15 protein-coding genes are annotated in these 16,656 nt (G+C 35.2%); 6 read left to right on the top strand and 9 right to left on the bottom strand.

The genetic code is table 11. From position 1 onward, the window contains the following. The 6 genes from ACT5E3_RS19115 to nosR all read right to left on the bottom strand — a co-directional run bounded on the left by ACT5E3_RS19115 (position 1) and on the right by nosR (position 7,942). Positions 1–501 carry a nitrous oxide reductase accessory protein NosL gene (locus tag ACT5E3_RS19115; RefSeq protein ID WP_444995152.1) on the bottom strand — a complete coding sequence of 167 codons (501 nt, stop codon included), beginning with the start codon at positions 499–501 and terminating at the stop codon, positions 1–3. 27 nt (positions 502–528) lie between these two features. Beyond that, positions 529–1,353, bottom strand: a complete 825-nt coding sequence (locus ACT5E3_RS19110) for an ABC transporter permease (protein WP_444995151.1) — start codon at positions 1,351–1,353, stop codon at positions 529–531. Continuing rightward, entirely contained in the window at positions 1,350–2,324 is a 975-nt protein-coding gene (locus ACT5E3_RS19105) for an ABC transporter ATP-binding protein (RefSeq protein WP_444995150.1), read from the bottom strand. The genes ACT5E3_RS19110 and ACT5E3_RS19105 overlap by 4 nt, the downstream gene beginning before the upstream one ends. Positions 2,325–2,372: 48 nt before the next feature. After that, a complete protein-coding gene (locus ACT5E3_RS19100) occupies positions 2,373–3,683 on the bottom strand; it encodes a nitrous oxide reductase family maturation protein NosD (protein WP_444995149.1) in 1,311 nt (436 codons plus the stop codon). A gap of 72 nt (positions 3,684–3,755) precedes the next feature. Next, entirely contained in the window at positions 3,756–5,657 is a 1,902-nt protein-coding gene (nosZ, locus tag ACT5E3_RS19095; RefSeq protein ID WP_444995148.1) for a TAT-dependent nitrous-oxide reductase, read from the bottom strand. A 101-nt stretch (positions 5,658–5,758) separates the two neighbouring features. Next, positions 5,759–7,942, bottom strand: coding sequence for a transcriptional regulator NosR (gene nosR, locus ACT5E3_RS19090; protein ID WP_444995147.1), 2,184 nt, complete (start codon positions 7,940–7,942; stop codon positions 5,759–5,761). 205 nt (positions 7,943–8,147) lie between these two features. On the opposite strand from nosR, the gene ACT5E3_RS19085 reads away from it, so the two are divergent. Next, positions 8,148–9,176 (top strand): AI-2E family transporter, encoded by a 1,029-nt coding sequence (locus ACT5E3_RS19085; RefSeq protein ID WP_444995146.1) that lies wholly within the window; start codon positions 8,148–8,150, stop codon positions 9,174–9,176. Between the two features lie 71 nt (positions 9,177–9,247). Here the strand turns inward: ACT5E3_RS19085 and ACT5E3_RS19080 are convergent, their stop codons facing one another. After that, complete coding sequence (locus ACT5E3_RS19080; RefSeq protein WP_444995145.1) at positions 9,248–10,198, bottom strand: hypothetical protein; 951 nt, start codon at positions 10,196–10,198, stop codon at positions 9,248–9,250. Positions 10,199–10,257: 59 nt separating this feature from the next. Then, entirely contained in the window at positions 10,258–10,587 is a 330-nt protein-coding gene (locus ACT5E3_RS19075; protein WP_444995144.1) for a PadR family transcriptional regulator, read from the bottom strand. A gap of 238 nt (positions 10,588–10,825) precedes the next feature. On the opposite strand from ACT5E3_RS19075, the gene ACT5E3_RS19070 reads away from it, so the two are divergent. The 5 genes from ACT5E3_RS19070 to ACT5E3_RS19050 all read left to right on the top strand — a co-directional run bounded on the left by ACT5E3_RS19070 (position 10,826) and on the right by ACT5E3_RS19050 (position 15,103). Further along, on the top strand, positions 10,826–11,158 hold the full coding sequence (locus tag ACT5E3_RS19070) for a PGPGW domain-containing protein (protein WP_444995143.1): 333 nt from the start codon (positions 10,826–10,828) through the stop codon (positions 11,156–11,158). A gap of 205 nt (positions 11,159–11,363) precedes the next feature. After that, positions 11,364–11,624: an acyl carrier protein gene (locus ACT5E3_RS19065; RefSeq protein WP_444995142.1), complete on the top strand. Its 261-nt coding sequence runs from the start codon at positions 11,364–11,366 to the stop codon at positions 11,622–11,624. A 1-nt stretch (position 11,625) separates the two neighbouring features. Further along, positions 11,626–12,468, top strand: coding sequence for a lysophospholipid acyltransferase family protein (locus ACT5E3_RS19060; protein WP_444995141.1), 843 nt, complete (start codon positions 11,626–11,628; stop codon positions 12,466–12,468). An 18-nt stretch (positions 12,469–12,486) separates the two neighbouring features. After that, positions 12,487–14,247 (top strand): lipid A export permease/ATP-binding protein MsbA, encoded by a 1,761-nt coding sequence (gene msbA / locus ACT5E3_RS19055; RefSeq protein ID WP_444995140.1) that lies wholly within the window; start codon positions 12,487–12,489, stop codon positions 14,245–14,247. 118 nt (positions 14,248–14,365) lie between these two features. After that, positions 14,366–15,103, top strand: a complete 738-nt coding sequence (locus ACT5E3_RS19050) for an alpha/beta hydrolase (RefSeq protein ID WP_444995139.1) — start codon at positions 14,366–14,368, stop codon at positions 15,101–15,103. 59 nt (positions 15,104–15,162) lie between these two features. On the opposite strand, the gene ACT5E3_RS19045 is transcribed toward ACT5E3_RS19050, so the two are convergent. Continuing rightward, positions 15,163–16,539 (bottom strand): tryptophanase, encoded by a 1,377-nt coding sequence (locus ACT5E3_RS19045; RefSeq protein ID WP_444995138.1) that lies wholly within the window; start codon positions 16,537–16,539, stop codon positions 15,163–15,165. Between the last annotated feature and the right edge of the window lie 117 nt (positions 16,540–16,656).

Genomic DNA, 16,656 nt, shown 5'->3' with positions numbered 1-16,656 from the left:
CTATTTAAGGGGGCTTTTTTGAGTGAGTAAGTCAAGTGTTAATCCGTTAAATGTAACAATCTCTCCTCCAAACTCTTGACTAAATTGGGTTGCATTATTTACATTCAAAAAACTGGCTAAAGTATTCCCCATAGAGCCTTGCTTTTTTGAGTGAATAACATAAAAGGCATCTCTAGCAGAAATTAGCTGAGCGTCACTAGGTTTATCCCAGTGAGTGTTAGCCATGTCGTGAACATAAAGTTCTTGAATATTGGTTTGATTTTCTGGTTGTAAATACCAAAAAATTAACTCTGTTGTTGAACAGAATTTCTTTACTTGTTGATTTCTTGTATCAAAAGCTTGACCTTTAGGTCCTGAAAATTTTGTAATGATCATTCCACATACATGACATTCGTCTGACTTTTCAAAAGCAATAGGTTTTTGAGCTGTGCTACCAGGTTGTTCTGAATTACAGGCTGATAATAGAGAAATGGCCAAAATAAAAAATAGATGTTTTTTCATTTATATACTCTCAAGTTAGTTTTCTGTTCAAATAGGACGCTTTAATAATCGGTAATAGGCTAGTAATAAAGGCGCTATTATCCAGATAAACAAGCTGAAAAATAAAAAGCTTAATGAGAAAGATTGGTTGTTAGTGATACTTAGTAATCCTGTCCCATTTGTTTCAAAGCTTGCTAGATTGATTAAGCGAAAAATATCAGTTGGGTTTAGCAATAACAAGTAAGGAAAAATATCGGCATGGATTTGGCCTTTGGTTGCTACTAGTGTACCCAGTAACCCCATATCGTAAATTAAAACGAAGAAAAACCAAATAATCAGAGATAGTCCTGCTGCCTTTGATTTTTCAGTTACCCAACTGCTGATAAAGTAAGCTATACAGATAAAAACGATACCAAGAAAAATCGCTGAGAATATAAATAATGCAAAGGCATTGACTAATTGATAATCATCAATATTTTCAGCGGTCAATAAAATGAACAAACAGGCTGAACCAAAGCCTATTATTGTGGCAACACTCAAAATAGAGGCATGGCCTAGTAGTTTTCCTAATAATAACTCTGCTTTTGTTAGAGGGTATGTTAAAAGTAATAATAACGTACCGTCTTCATCTTCTCCTACGATAGCATTATAAGAGAGTAGTAAAGCGATTAAGGGGAGTAGAAAAACATTTAAACTGGATAAGCTCGTAATTGTATTGGCTATTGAACTAAATCCTATACTACCGACAGAGGCAGAACCGAACCAGGTAATCCCAATGGCAAGTAGTGAAAAAACTACCGTTGTTGCAACTAGCCATCGATTGCGTAATCCATCTTTAAATTCTTTTTGAGCTATGGCAAAAATGGCATTCATTGGTTTGTCTCTGAACGTTGGTTAGTTTCGTTTAAATTGGTTTGTTTTGATTTTTTTGGGAAATTAATAATTTCATGATCTTTTTCAATAAAATGACGATATAGTTGTTCTAGATCGGGGGGGAGAGTATCGATATTTTTTAATCCTGGTTGTTCCACTAAACACTTTATTGTTTCTAGCTTTTCTGATCTAGGCAATGTGATTTTATATTGACCGTTATTAATTAATTGAATATCTTGTTTTAAATCTTTTGATAAATTTTCTATATCAAAACATCCGCTAAAAATAATTTGGGTATTAAGTTTTGCTTCATTTCTAAGTGTTTCAATTGAGCCATAAGCTTTCAGTTGGCCTTGTGATAATATGGCTGCTTTATCAATATGTTTTTCTACGCCTGGTAAAATATGTGAGCACAAAATAATAGAGCAGCCTTTTTGACGAAGTTCTTCAATAACAGAGTAAAATTCTTGTGTTGCAATAGGATCTAGTCCAACAGTGGGTTCATCAAGTAATAATAAAGAGGGTTGAGTAAGCAATGCTTGAGCTAAACCTAGTCGCTGTTTCATGCCCTTTGAGTAGTTTTTTACTTTTCTGTGACTTGCCTCATATAAACCAACTTGCTTCAAAATGTTTTCACAACTTTGGCGGGATACTTTTTTTAATTTACCTAAAAACTGAATAGTTTCTAACCCTGTTAGTTGTGGATAAAAAGAGACATTTTCCGGAAGAAAGCCGAGTTGATAGCGGTGGTGGCTAAAATTATTGCTACAGGGATCTTGCTCAAAAACAGTTACTTTTCCAGACGAAGGAGCGAGCAGACCTAAAATCATTTTCATAATCGTTGTTTTGCCTGCGCCATTATGTCCAAATAAACCGAGTACTTCTCCCTGAGAGAGGATTAGATCGACACCTTTAAGAATCGATAAATCTGCAAACTGTTTTTTGACACTCTCAAGTTTAACAAGACTCATTATTTATCCTAGTGTTATATCAGTTATGAACATTGGAATCAGCAACCTTTATTTTGAATGCTTCTGATGTTGATAATTTTGATTAAAGTCATTATTCATTAAAGGAAAACTATCTTTTATGCCTGGTGATTTTAATACTGGAAATTCTTTTTGTGCCCAACGTAAAGTTTGTATTGCTGGGCTATTGATTAATACATTAGCACTTGGGTACTTCCAAAGGAGCTTATCAATACTGTCATTGGGTTCAAATGGCTCATCGCCAATACCATTGGCATCACTATCCCAGCCTTGATAATCGCTCCAGAAATTGCCGCTTTGATTAAAAGACCATTCGACTTCTCGATTGGAAACGTACTTGACCTGCCGTTGATTGCGAATAAAATAATTATTATAGATTTTGTTACCTTCACTTCCGGCGGTTAAATGAATAGCTATATCACTTTGAGTCAGTAAGTTATTTTTGATTTCATTAAATGGTGCGTTATACATAAATAGCGCTTTACCTTCTGCACCTTTAATAAACTGTTTTGTATTTTGATTTTGTTGTTGACGTGTAGAGATTACTTTATTGCCGCTAATAGTTGATTCGACAATATAGTTCATTAATATGCCATAGTTAGTGTCATTTTCAGAAATATTATTAATAACGGTTAAGTATTTCGACTGCATCAATGCATATCCGGTGCGAGTATGATGAGTGCGGTTAGCTTCTATTCGATTGGAATAGGAGTACATATAATGAATGCCGTAACGTAGATGATGTAAATGATTTCCTATTAATTGGTTATGATTGCTCGTGTCTATGTAAATACCATCACGTGTATTGACTACTTCATTATTTTTTATTAATGCTTTGGTTACGTTAAACAGATGAATTCCGTTTCCTCTATCTTGTGAACGAATTTCAGGATTACCTTCGATAAAGTTATTGAGAATTGTTACCTTGGCCGCAGAGTCAATCCATATGCCAAAAGTATCTCCTTTGAATTGATTGTTTGTAATGCTGAGGTTGGTTGCTGTTTTTTCAGCAAATATACCTGCATTCATTGTTGTTAAATTATTACCCCAATTGGTGATAAAGCAGTTATTAATACTCACATCAGGGGCTTTGATGCGTAAGGTATCTTTGATATGTTTTCCATTAAGAATAGCCCCTTCGGTACACATCAAGGAAAGTGGTTTAGTAATAATAAAGTTGCCCTCATAGACTCCAGAGCTAAGTTGAAGTTGGTCGCCATCGCTTGCTTTTAATAATACTGTTTGTAAATTGTCACTGGGCGTTACTTTTAGTAATCGACCATAACAATTAAATGCTAACAAAACTGATAAGAAGATTATGGCAAATATTATTTTTTTCAATTGATTAACTCATCTTTAAAAATATTATCACCGCTTATATCAAATACTGAAATAAGCGGTGGCTAACGTTTTTTAGGCTTTCTTAACTAGCATTCTACCGCGCATTTCCATATGCAATGCATGGCAGAACCAATGGCAATAAAACCAGAATACACCGGGTTTGTCTGCATCAAATGTGATTGAAGAGGTTTGTTGTGGACCTATTTCCATACTGATACCATGTTGATTAACTGCAAAACCGTGAGTGACATCTTCAACTTGATCAAGGTTAGTGACAATGACTGTAACTTTGTCACCTTGTTTTACAGAAAACTCACTCATACCAAAATTAGGCGCAATAGAAGTCATATAAACACGTACACTTTTGCCATCACGTACCACTTTATTATCTGATTCTAACGTGACTCCGTCTTTCTTGGCTTGAGCTACTGTTGCCGCAAAAATAGGATCGTCTCTTGTCCAAAGTTTTTTGGGTTTTACTTTGCTACGGTGAACAATCATACAATCATGCGGTTCAGCGAAAGTGGGGCCATCATGCACCAATTTCATCTCTTTACCTGAAATATCAATTAGTTGATCATTTTCTGCGCGTAAAGGGCCTGTTGGTAAAAACCGATCTTTAGAGAATTTGCATAAAGAGATTAAATATTTTCCATCAGCATCACGAGTTTCTCCCATTGTTGTGTGGTTATGCCCAGGCTGATAGTGAACATCAAGTTTTTGCTTAATATAGTTAACCTTTTCTCCTTTATAAGCCCTTATTGCATCTTTAACACTCCATTTGGCAATTTGGCTATCAATAAATAAGGTGGTGTATGCATTACCTCTATTATCAAAAGCAGTATGTAATGGTCCTAAACCTAATTCAGGCTCACCAACGACGGTATCACGCTCTTTGATTTTTCCTGCAAATAGTGCAGGTAGTTTATTAATAGCAATAATAGTTACTGTTGGAGACAGTTTTCCATTGGCAACAAAGTATTCACCATCTGGTGAAGTATTAATTCCGTGTGGGCTTTTAGGAACAGGAATATAGCGCGTATATTGACTGTTGGCTTTTTTACGTCCATCAACAACTGGCACTTTAGAGTCACCAATCGTTGTATATTTGCCTGCTTTTACTGCTTTTTCTATCGCATGTATATCAAATACAACTAACCAGTCTCGCTCATTGCGCATTGATTCGGCTAAAGTTACGCCTTCTTCTGAGTTGTAGCAAGTTGAAGCGGCGAAACGACCTGTGTAATCTGCATCGGTATTATCAAGATTTCCGTCAACAATGACTTGGAAAGCCATTTCCATTTTTTCTGCGTCTATGACGTTAAACATTGTGAAGTATTTGCTCGGATCATTTAAATCTCGACCATCATTAGGTTGAGGTATTCTAAATTCGCCATTACAAAATACGTATTTTGTGTGTGGAACTTTTTGTACTCTTAGTCCGTGTATTGCTTGTACGTTAGGAATGCTAAGCATCTTATCTGTTTTCATGACATCACAGCGGATACGAGCAACACGTGTGTTAATTTTGTCGTTAATAAAGACGTATTTTCCATCATAGCGTCCGTCTTTCATACTCATATGCGGATGATGGGCGTCACCACAAAGAACATCTGCACTATCACCTTTTATCCTTTTACTTTCATCGGTTAGTCCCCAGCCTGTCGCAGAGTCAATATTAAAAACAGGAATTCTCATGAGCTCACGCATTGATGGAATACCAAGTATACGTACTTCTCCTGAGTGTCCACCGCTCCAGAAACCATAATATTCATCAAGCTCACCTGGCCCAATATTATGATGGGCATTATTACGAGCTTTTTCTGCGGCTTGCGCAAACTCTGCCGGAGTCATAATGCCCGAAATACCAATGCCTGCAATTCCCGCTGCGCTAACCGCTGATGCGCCTAAAAAACCGCGGCGGCTTAGGTTTTTGGGTTCTTTATTTTCAACTGTTTTGTTTTCATCGCTCATGTTTATCTCCCGTTTTTACTAATTTATTTCAACCTTAATATTTGAGTTGATATTTTGGGTTGTAATTTATGTTGATTACTTTTTTTCATTTCAATTAGTGATTAGTTGTTTAGTTGGTTTAATTCTATTTGTGTAATTTCAATTAGCTCCGCTTCACTATGCCGTTGGCTGAGCTTTCGTTTCGCTTTTTTACCTTTCTTTTTCGCTAAGACCAAAGGTGGACATCTATTCTCGTTGTTGTAAGTGACTTGACAATCTAGACAGTGGTGGCATTCATTGGCATTAATTGTGCCATCAGGATGAATGGCTTGAATTTCACATTCTTTGGCGCAAAGTTGACAAGGGTCACCACATTCTGGACGACGTTTTAACCAATCAAATAGCCTGAGCTTGGTTGGAATAGCTAATGCTGCGCCGAGTGGGCATATATATCGGCAGTAAACTTTTCGAGTAAAAATTGAAATAAAAAGAAGTATTGCTGCATATAGAACAAACCACCACTCACGCTGAAAAAATAATAATATAGATGTTTTAAAAGGTTCAATTTCTGCCAGTCTTTCAGCGTTTGACATAGATTCTAAAGACACGCCAAATAAGGCAAGTAAAATTAAATATTTTATGGCCCACAGTTTTTCATGGATACGGAAAGGTAATTCAAATTGTTTAATTTTTAATTTTCGAGCTGCTTCGTTAATTAACTCTTGAAGAGCGCCAAAAGGGCAGAGCCATCCACAAAATATTCCTCGACCCCATAATAAAATAGTAGCAGCAGTAAATGCCCAGATAATAAAAATCATGGGATCCATTAAAAATAACTCCCAACTAAATTCATGAAATAAAGCCTGAGTGAAAGTCAGTACATTAACAATTGATAGTTGTCCTAAGCCGTACCACCCAATGAAAAAAACGGTGTAAAGCAGATAAATACGGCGTAAGTTATGTAAAAAACGTGGATATTGGACTAACCAGTCTTGTAAAAAAATGACAGTCATCAGCAATAATAAACTGGTAATTAGTACTCCGAGTTGAAATGATTTCTCTGACCAGATGGAAACCCATAAAGGTTTAGGTTTTGCTGCTTCGATTGCATCGGCTGAAGGGCGAACAATATAACTTTCTGGTGTTTGATAGTCGCCGGAAAAACTAACAAAAGTACTTTCAATTGGCCCTATTTGACGTCTGACTAAAAGATTTAATTGCCAGTTTAACCCTGGATCAAACTGGAAGTGCTCTCTGATAATAAAGATAGCCATTTCGGTAAAGTCTGGATATCCGGCAGGATAAATATCACTTAGTCGATAATAATCTAAATCTCTAAAATTGATGTCAGCCCCTTTTTGGGTCAGGCTAATACGATCAAAAATTCCACCACGAACAAAACCATTGCCTTTAAATGAGTAGCTACCATTAGCCATCAGTGCAATGGCGTGTTCGCCTGTTTTTAATTCGCTCATTAACCATTGATATTCACTTTCACCCAACAAATTTTTACCGACACTTGGTGGATTTAAGTAGGTATAGCTAATATCAATAAAAGTATCTTGTTGTTCTGCTTGGGTTGCGATATTGACTTGACTGGCATTGGTTTTTTCAAATGCTTTATCAACGTCTAAACGGGTAAGTTTTAATCGACGAATGCTACCGTCACCCGTTAAAGTGATCCAATCTTTACGATTAAATAAGTCGGCTTTAACTTTAGATGGCGGCAATTTTTCTTCTGCCGATGCCTCTATTAAGCCTAATGTTATAGCGACTTTTCGTGAAGCACGTAATAGGGTTTCATTAACCACAATAACTGTCACTGTTGCACCTGTTACTGCATCAATATTGACTTCTTCAGGGTTGATATTAGTGCTTACTCTAATTTTATCGGTCACTCGATGTCCTTTATATTGCATGGCAAAGTCATTGAGTTTTTGTTCGGGAATACCAACCAGAAGAATCGGTTCATGGTGTTCTAGTACCCATGCGTATTTGAACTCTCCTTGTGTATCTATTGCAACGACAAGATTAACGGGTTTACCTGAGTAGGCGGGGATATTAACTTGTGAGCTAGTTTCAAAAACATAGCCGATAGTTTTTTGTGCGGATATAACTGGCCAAGTACTCGTTGCATTGTCATAATCTCCAAAACTGGCATTGTTACCAAAACTTTGTTGAATTTTACTTTGAATATCCTTAGTAAATTTAAGGTTAAAAGTTTCTGAGGTAGAATAAACCAGCGGGGGTAAAAGCATGAGCAGCGAAAGCAAGAATAGGCTCACAATGCGACAGTGCGTAGGCATAGTTATCCTTATAAATAATTGCTGTGCGACAATTTGTCGCATCCTGTTGCTAATCTTCGTCTATCGCATCTCATAGGGTGTTGATCTGAGTCAAAAGTCGCAGTTATTCGGGCTTTGTGTTATAAAATGACTATTACTCTTTGATCGATAAATGGAAAGTAAATTGCTCACTGAGTAACCAATTTTATAACGATGGCAGATAATAATGAATAATGAGCTTCAATCTCACCAGTCTTCTACTTTATTAGTAACTTTAGCCTCTTTGGTAATTGTGATTGCGGGTTTAAAAGTTGCTGCCCCATTACTTGCTCAATTTTTGATGGCATTATTTATTGCCGTTGTTTGTACGCCATCTATCCGTTGGATGGAAACAAAAAAAATACCTCGCAGTTTAGCAATTATTATTGTTTTATTATTAATACTAGCTTTTGTTTATTTAGTGGTTGCCTTGGTAGGAGACTCCATACAATCGTTCAGTAACAACAAAGATATGTATGTACAACAATTTGATGCACAGTTACGCGCATTAACTGATTGGATGGTTTCTGTTGGTTTACCTGCTGAAAGTGTTGAAGTGGCTACGCTAATGGAAAAGGCTGATGTAATGTCTTTAATTACACGCGTAGTGGGTGGTTTAGGTGTTATTTTTGGTGATTTTTTTGTTATATTTTTAAGTGTCATTTTTATTTTGGCAGAAACCACTAGTTTTCCAAGTAAGTTTGAAAAAGCCTTTTCAAATAGCCAAGATAAAATGGTTCACGTTAACAATGTGCTTGGAAAAATTAGACATTATTTAGCGATTAAAACGGCGGCTAGTTTATTAACTGGGGCGTTAGTATCTGCATTATTATTTGTTATTGGTGTCGACTATCCTTTTTTATGGGGAATGCTAACATTTTTACTCAATTATATCCCTAATATAGGTTCAATTATCGCTGCTATTCCTGCTTTAATTTTGGCTTTAATTCAGTTAGGACCTATCGCTATGTTATGGACCGCAGTCAGCTTTTTTGCTGTTAATAATTTAGTTGGTAACTACTTAGAGCCTAAGTTTATGGGCAAAATGTTAGGGCTTTCTACCTTTGTTGTATTTATGTCGTTAATATTTTGGGGATGGATTTTTGGTTCGGTTGGTATGTTTCTTTCTGTACCTTTAACTATGACGATAAAGATAGCACTAGAAACGAATGATAAAAGCCGCTGGTTAGGTATTATGCTGGGACCGGATGAATAAAAAAGCGAGGTTTTAATCTCGCCTTATGAGTTCAATTGAGTTTATATATTATTATCTGCTAGTTAAAGCGGTTAGTTTTTAGTTAGTTTTTTTATGCTTGTGACTAAATCCCATGTGGTAACGGCTGCAATAATATACAGTGAATAAGTCACTACCTTATTTAAAATATCAGGTATGTTTTTTTTGCTCAACTCACTATTTAATTGTTCACCAAATATAATGTATTGCTCAAAGTTGCTGATTTGGTACAGTATGAAAAAAGTAGCTAAACAGGTTAACAGGTTAATACTTAGTGTTATTTTGTTCCACCCTGCAATAAAAAGTTTGTGTAAACCAACTAGTATACTAATTCCTGCAAGTAAATTAACACTCCATAATACTTGTGACCATTCGATACTAAAAACAACATGATAGTCAATGTTTTTGTTAGAGAGAGTGGTTGGCCATTGCAACATATCATTCCACCAGGCAATAAAAATTAATGTAACTAAAATTTCAAAAGTAGTTTCTAACCGACTGATAGATAATTTAGGATGAGTATCTTTTATATCCTTGGGAGACCAGGCATAAATTTCATCTAGGTTTGTGTTATATTTCTGCATCAGATAAAAAATTAACGTAACTGTTGCAAAGACCCATAATGCTGTATCAATAAAAACCCAGACAAAGGATATTGTGTTAAGTACATAGTGTTCACTAGAAACAATTGTTGGAATATTGATTAGTAACTTTACGATTAAAGTGATGATAAGTGCTATTTTTAGAGATTTTTTATAGGCTGGAAAATAGTCTTGATTAACTAAATTTTGATTAGGTAAATAAGCAGAAGCTATTCGCATAGGATGGCCTATTTTTAGCAATAGTTCTTCTTGTTCTTTTTCATTCAAGTCTCTGCCGAGCTTTTCGGTTTGCTCGTCGATTTGCGCATAAATCGAGGCTTCTAACTCATTACGAACGTCACTTTTTAGTTCTTCTGGTAAATAGCTTTCTAAGCTATTTAAATAATTGTTGATCATTTTCATGTGGTACTCCAATCTACTATTAATCAGTTTGTATGTTTGACAAAAACTTACACAGTTGGTTAACTGAGGATCTCATTCAGGGTTTTTTCTACCTGATTCCATTCCATGGTTAACTTTTTTAGTGTTGATTGACCAATTTCAGATAATTTATAAAAACGTTTTTTACGATTATTTTCTTCACGCCATTCGCTAACCAGTAACTCCTGTTTTTCTAGTCTTCGGACTAATGGATAAAGTGTTCCTTCGTCTATTTCTAATCCTTTTGTTGATAAGTTTTTTCGCAAGGAATAGCCATAATGCTCATCACGAAGCTCAGCTAAAACTGCTAAAATTAAAACCCCTCGTCTCAATTCAAGTTTTAACTTTTGATAATGTTCACTATCTGTCATGCATCACCTTTACTGTATGCCGTATAGTATTTTTATACTGTATGGCAAATAGTATGTATGATCAAGTAATATTTGCTCTTAGTACGATAGTTTTTTATTAAAAATTAAAAAGTCATTTAATATCAAATAGATAAATTTAACGAATATTGTAAAAACATCGACTGTTACAATTGTACAAACTCAAAAATGTTATGTAGCTGTAAACTAGAACGCAAGTCAGGCAGAGGGGAAGCTGAGTATGAGGCGGCAGCATAAAAAACAGCAGTATACCAAAACAAGTGCATTTATTATTCAACGGGTTAAAGGCGCATTTCGTGATGTGTTTGATAATCCTGTCGGTCGACCAGCTAAAAAAGTGTTAGTTGCAGTAGCTGGTGTTTTAATTACATTATTAGGAATTCTTTTAATTATTTTGCCTGGTCCTGCATTTTTATTAATTCCTGTGGGCTTGGCCATTTTAGCTACAGAATATACTTTTGCTCGTAAATGGTTAAGAAAGTTTCAGCATTGGATGACTATTTACGCCAAAAAAGCCGATGCGTTTATTGAGCGTAGAAGAGCAAAACCTTAAGTAATCAATTTTTATAAAATCCACCACTTTTTCATTAAAAGAGCTGAGATAGGGTTAGGCTCTTTTAATTTTTTCCTCGTTATTCAATCTACAGTTAATAACCTAAAGCTTACATTGTCATACAAAGATCAGACATTTTTAGTGATTACATTATTTCTTTAAGGTGTAAGATAAATGGACTAATTGATATAAAAGGTCTATTTGAGTGGTGCTAGCTGAACGATTAAAACAACTCCTTGCAGATGTTTTACAAATTGAAACTGATTATATATGTCACGATACATTATTGTTAGGACATTTACCTGAGTTTGACTCAATGGCTGTAATGAGAGTGATATTAGAGTTAGAAAGTACTTTCTCTTTTTTGATTGATGATGATGAAATTGCGGCTGAAAATTTTGAAAGCTTTGCAAGCTTATTGACTTTTGTTCAAGATAAAAAATTATTTGAGTTAACAGAGAATTAATTTGAAAAAAGTAGCCATTAAAAATTTATTTAATGCATTTATTCAATGTTTTATTAGACTGATTAATAAATTATCTCCTCGCAAACGACAAAGCATCATATTTGGTTTAGCTAAGGCTGCACTAAATGTAGCGCATAATACTCGTGGGAGAGCTATTAATAATATCCAAAAAGCAATGCCTTTTTTAGCAGCGCAAGAAGCTCATGATTTGGCAATTAGTTCATACCAGAATATTGCATATGGCGTTTTGGAAACCTTCTGGTTAAATCAGTTAGAAATAAAAGTTGAGTGTAATTTGAGTACCAGTCAACTACTTAATTCTGGAAAAGGACTAGTGATTGCCACCTTGCATATGAGTTGTTATGAGGTTGTTCCTCTTGCAGTTCAACAATTAACTGGGCGTTCAACGACATTATCAAAAATTCCTGAGTTTTTCCCCGATGCAAAAAAACTTTATGAAAATGTCGGTATTCAGTGCATTGACAAAAATGGAAAAAACACTTTGTTTGAACTTGTTAAATCGGCTCAAAACAATCGCATAGTGTGTGTACATGCCGATCATTATGCAAAAGATCTTGAGATAAATTTTTTTAATCAAAAGACAAAAGCACCCAGTGGTATAGGTTTAATTTCTTCGTTGGCTAAAGTACCTGTTTTGATTGGTTATGCAACACGGAATAATGATGGTTCTTATTCTGTTATTTTTGAAACCATAAAAAATGAGCCTGTTGATAAAAATATTCATGCTATTGAACAGCTTATGGCAAAAGTTTATCAGTCTTTTGAGAGGGTTATTTTGCAGTACCCAGAACAATGGTACTGGTCTTATAACCGATGGCGTTAGAAAAAGGTTTTGCCAAATATGAATTATTTATGTGGTAATGAAAATCAACAAGTTGTTAAGCGTTTATATACTTACTTCTCTTCCTATAAAATGGCTCTGTTGATTGTTTTTTTTGCATTAATTGTTTTTAGTATTGTTGATGCTGGAATGGTTTATTTTATTAAACCTTTAATTGATGATGGTTTAACTAAATCAAATCGAAATATGCTAGTAATAGGCGGTTTTTTAATTATTGGTATATTTATGCTCAGAGGGACCGCCAATTTTGTTTCCAGTTATATGGTAAAATGGATTAGTTTTAGAGTTATTCAGCAGATTCGACAAGAAGTTTATAATCACTTGTTGTTTTTACCTCGAGCTTTTTATGATAATAATCCGTCTGGTAAGTTGATTTCAAAAATAACCTACGATGTTGAACAAGTCGCTAATGCAACATCAAATGCAGTCATCACTTTAATACGTGAGTCGTTGATTATTATCGTTCTCATTGTAATGATGATTTATTCTAGCTGGCAATTATCGTTAATTTTTTTATCCATTGGACCTTTAATTTGCTTTATTATATATCGTGTTGCTATTCACTTTAGAGAAAAAAGTAGAATTCTTCAGGACTCTATGGGAGCGATTACACAACATTCTGAACAGTTAATTAAAGGACATAAAGATATACTTGCATTTACGACCCAAGAATATGAGCAGTATCGCTTTTATAAAGTGAATAATAATAATCGTAGACAGTCAATGAAACTGGTTTTAGTTTCAAGTGCTTCTAATCCTGTTATTCAGTTAATTGCTTCTTTTGCTATGGCTGCTGTACTTTGGTTGGCAAGTCTTCCTAGTGTTGTTGATAACATCACTGCAGGTGCTTTTACCCTAACATTGGTTGCAATGGGATCATTATTAAGGCCTTTAAAACAGCTTTCAAAAGTTAATGAAAAATTACAAATAGGCTTAGCTGCTGCAACCAGTCTATTTAATTTACTTGACGAAACAACTGAAGTTGATACAGGTGTTTATTCAGCTCAACAGATGGCAGGTTCTATTGAGATTAAAAATTTATCTTTTTCTCATTTCAATTCATCCATGCCTGTTTTGCATAATATTTCACTTAACATTGCGGCAGGTGAGAGCGTTGCTTTTGTTGGAGAGTCTGGTAGTGGTAAGTCAACTTTGGCTAACTTATTATTACGTTTTTACCAAGCACCTGAAAAAAGCATATTTATTGATAATAGGCCAATTGAAGATTGGTCATTATTTTCTTTGAGAAAACAATTTGCTTATGTCTCTCAAAATATCAGTTTATTTGATGATTCAATTGCTGCCAATATTGCTTATGGTAATGTAAATAGCTATAACTTGGATAAAATTAATCAAGCGATAGAGTTTGCACATTTGCAAAAATTAGTTGATGATTTACCTGATGGTTTAAATGCTTTAATTGGAGAAAATGGCTGTCGGCTATCGGGTGGGCAGTGTCAAAGAATTGCAATTGCTAGAGCTATTTATCGAAATGCACCTATTATTGTAATGGATGAAGCAACTTCGGCACTTGATAATCAATCTGAAAGTGAAATAAAATCTGCAATTAAGAATCTAATGGGGAATAAAACCGTTATAATGATTGCTCATAGATTGTCGACAATAGAAAATGTTGATCGAATTTTTGTTTTTGATAGTGGAAGAGTTGTAGAGCAAGGAAGTCATGATGAGTTAATCAATTATCAAGGTATATATAAACGTCTTTATGAACAACAATCTTCAAGAACTGTTGTAATCTAGCAAAAGTACGATAGAGTTAATCGGTATTTAATCTTAAATATCATTCAGTTTAACTTTTTCTTATAGCTAGCTCTCTTTAAAGTAATGATAATAATATAAATTATTTTTGGAGGTTATTATGCTAAAAAAAACTGTAGGCTTACTTCTTATTTTTTATTCAATAAATGTATCAGCTCAGTCAGTTACGATTAGGGCTCAAGATGGTTTTCGTTTAGCTGCAAATTACTTTTCTGCCACAAAGCAATCAAGTAAAGGTGTGCTTATGCTGCATCAATGTAATGCGAATAAGGCAATGTACTCTAAGTTAGGACAGTCTTTATCAGCCGAAGGTATTCATGCTTTAGCGATAGACTTTAGAGGTTATGGTGAAAGTGTTAATGATGAGTTTTCTCGTGAAATTATACGTAAAAAATCAGCTAACAATGATGAGTCACGTAAGCGTTTTAGAAAAATAGTTGATCAATATTGGCAAGATGATGTTATTGCGGCTTATCAATATTTACAGAAAAAAACGGGTGGAAATAATATATCCTTTATTGGTGCTAGTTGTGGAGGCGTTCAATCAATACTGCTTGCTAAAAAGCATCCTCCACAAAGCTTTATTTTCTTTTCATCAGGAATGAGAGATAATATTATTAAACAATTTAAAGAGTTAAGTCATATACCCGCTCTCATTATTGCTTCGGTCGGTGATGAGTATACTTTTAAATCTTCGAATGAAATATTTTTGAAAGCTAAAAGTAAAAGTACTCGCTTGCTTTCCTATAAAGGAAGTGGTCATGGCGTGCCTTTATTTAAACAAGATCCTCAACTTAAAAATACAATGGTTGCGTGGTTTAAGCAAAACTCAAAGTAGTTTTTAAGCCCCCAGTATAAAAAAGCAGAGCTAGGTTTATACCTAGTTCTGCTTAATTTTTAGCAAGTAGTAATTGGTTCAAAGTGTGCGGTAAAGTGTCTTAGCATTGGGGGTTCCCAGCTTATTTTTAACCCTTTGAGTCGATGTTTATTGGCATTTACCTCTGCTAAACATTCAATACAATAGTCTATATGACTTTGGGTATAAACTCGCCGTGGAATAGCCATTCGAACCAAGTCCATAGTTGCTGCTTTTTCACTACCGTCTGCTTGTCTGCCAAACATGACCGTGCCTATTTCGCAGGTGCGGATTCCGCCTAATCGATACATTTCAATTGCTAATGATTGACCTGGGTATTGTTGAGGAGCTATGTGAGGTAACATGGCTCTGGCGTCAATGTAAACAGCATGGCCCCCAACTGGTTTCATAATAGGAATACCTATCTTTTCTAATGCATTACCAAGATAAGCAGTTGAAGTGATTCGATAGCTTAAATAGTCTTCTTCAACGACTTCTTCAAGCCCAATAGCCATTGCATCTAAATCACGACCAGATAAACCTCCATAAGTAGGAAAACCTTCAGTTAAGATTAAAACATTACGTGCTTGCATTGCTAACTCATCATCATTGATAGCCAGCCAGCCGCCCATATTAACTAAGGCATCTTTTTTAGCACTCATTGTCATTCCATCTGCATAACTGAATATTTCTTGGACAATTTCTTTGGGAGATTTATCTGCATAACCTGGTTCCCTTAGCTTTATAAAATAGGCATTTTCAGCAAAACGACAGGCGTCTAATATCAAAGGTTTATTGAACTCTTCACAAAGTGCTTTAGTTGCCTTGATATTAGCCATAGAAACCGGTTGTCCACCGCCAGAATTATTGGTGATCGTTAACATGACTAAAGGAATATCATCTCCTCTAGTTTGCAACAATTCACGCAGTCTATCCAGATCCATGTCTCCTTTAAAAGGCAGATCTGACTGTGGATCAAGTCCTTCTTTTTTTACTAAGTCGAGTGCTTCTGTTGTGGTCGCTTCAATATTGGCACGCGTTGTATCAAAGTGAGTATTGTTTGGAATAATTTTTCCTTTTCCTCCAACAATAGAAAACAATATTTTTTCCGCCGCTCTGCCTTGATGCGTTGGAATAATATGTTTAAAGGGGGCAAGCTCCCTTAAAGCGGCTTCAAACCGGTAAAATGAAGGCGATCCTGCATAGCTTTCATCACCCATTTGTATACCTGCCCACTGTCTAGTACTCATTGCTGAAGTCCCAGAATCCGTCAAAAAATCAATTAATACGTCATCGGATTTTAACGAGAACAGATTGTATTTTGCAGCTTTTAGGTAAGCCTGGCGCTCCGCTTCGGTGGTCATTCGTAAAGGTTCAACCGATTTTATGCGGAAAGGTTCAATGATAGTTTGCATCATTTTTCCTCAGATTGTCGCTACTCTTCTGAAGCAAAGAGTAACTTATGTTATTGCAAAGAATTATCGCATATTTACAAGTAAATGGAATTGATTAGTGTCATAAAAGGGGAAAAAATA

Source organism: Aliikangiella litoralis, from assembly GCF_052495765.1.
Note: the sequence above shows the minus strand (reverse complement) of the source record. Positions and strands in the feature narration are given on the sequence as shown.

Bases quoted from the DNA above. Each gene is read 5' to 3' on its own strand.
- ACT5E3_RS19115 (WP_444995152.1), bottom strand. From the start codon at position 501: ATGAAAAAACATCTATTTTTTATTTTGGCCATTTCTCTATTATCAGCC.
- ACT5E3_RS19110 (WP_444995151.1), bottom strand. From the start codon at position 1,353: ATGAATGCCATTTTTGCCATAGCTCAAAAAGAATTTAAAGATGGATTA.
- ACT5E3_RS19105 (WP_444995150.1), bottom strand. From the start codon at position 2,324: ATGAGTCTTGTTAAACTTGAGAGTGTCAAAAAACAGTTTGCAGATTTA.
- nosZ (WP_444995148.1), bottom strand. From the start codon at position 5,657: ATGAGCGATGAAAACAAAACAGTTGAAAATAAAGAACCCAAAAACCTA.
- nosR (WP_444995147.1), bottom strand. From the start codon at position 7,942: ATGCCTACGCACTGTCGCATTGTGAGCCTATTCTTGCTTTCGCTGCTC.
- ACT5E3_RS19085 (WP_444995146.1), top strand. From the start codon at position 8,148: ATGAATAATGAGCTTCAATCTCACCAGTCTTCTACTTTATTAGTAACT.
- ACT5E3_RS19080 (WP_444995145.1), bottom strand. From the start codon at position 10,198: ATGAAAATGATCAACAATTATTTAAATAGCTTAGAAAGCTATTTACCA.
- ACT5E3_RS19075 (WP_444995144.1), bottom strand. From the start codon at position 10,587: ATGACAGATAGTGAACATTATCAAAAGTTAAAACTTGAATTGAGACGA.
- ACT5E3_RS19070 (WP_444995143.1), top strand. From the start codon at position 10,826: ATGAGGCGGCAGCATAAAAAACAGCAGTATACCAAAACAAGTGCATTT.
- msbA (WP_444995140.1), top strand. From the start codon at position 12,487: ATGAATTATTTATGTGGTAATGAAAATCAACAAGTTGTTAAGCGTTTA.
- ACT5E3_RS19050 (WP_444995139.1), top strand. From the start codon at position 14,366: ATGCTAAAAAAAACTGTAGGCTTACTTCTTATTTTTTATTCAATAAAT.
- ACT5E3_RS19045 (WP_444995138.1), bottom strand. From the start codon at position 16,539: ATGATGCAAACTATCATTGAACCTTTCCGCATAAAATCGGTTGAACCT.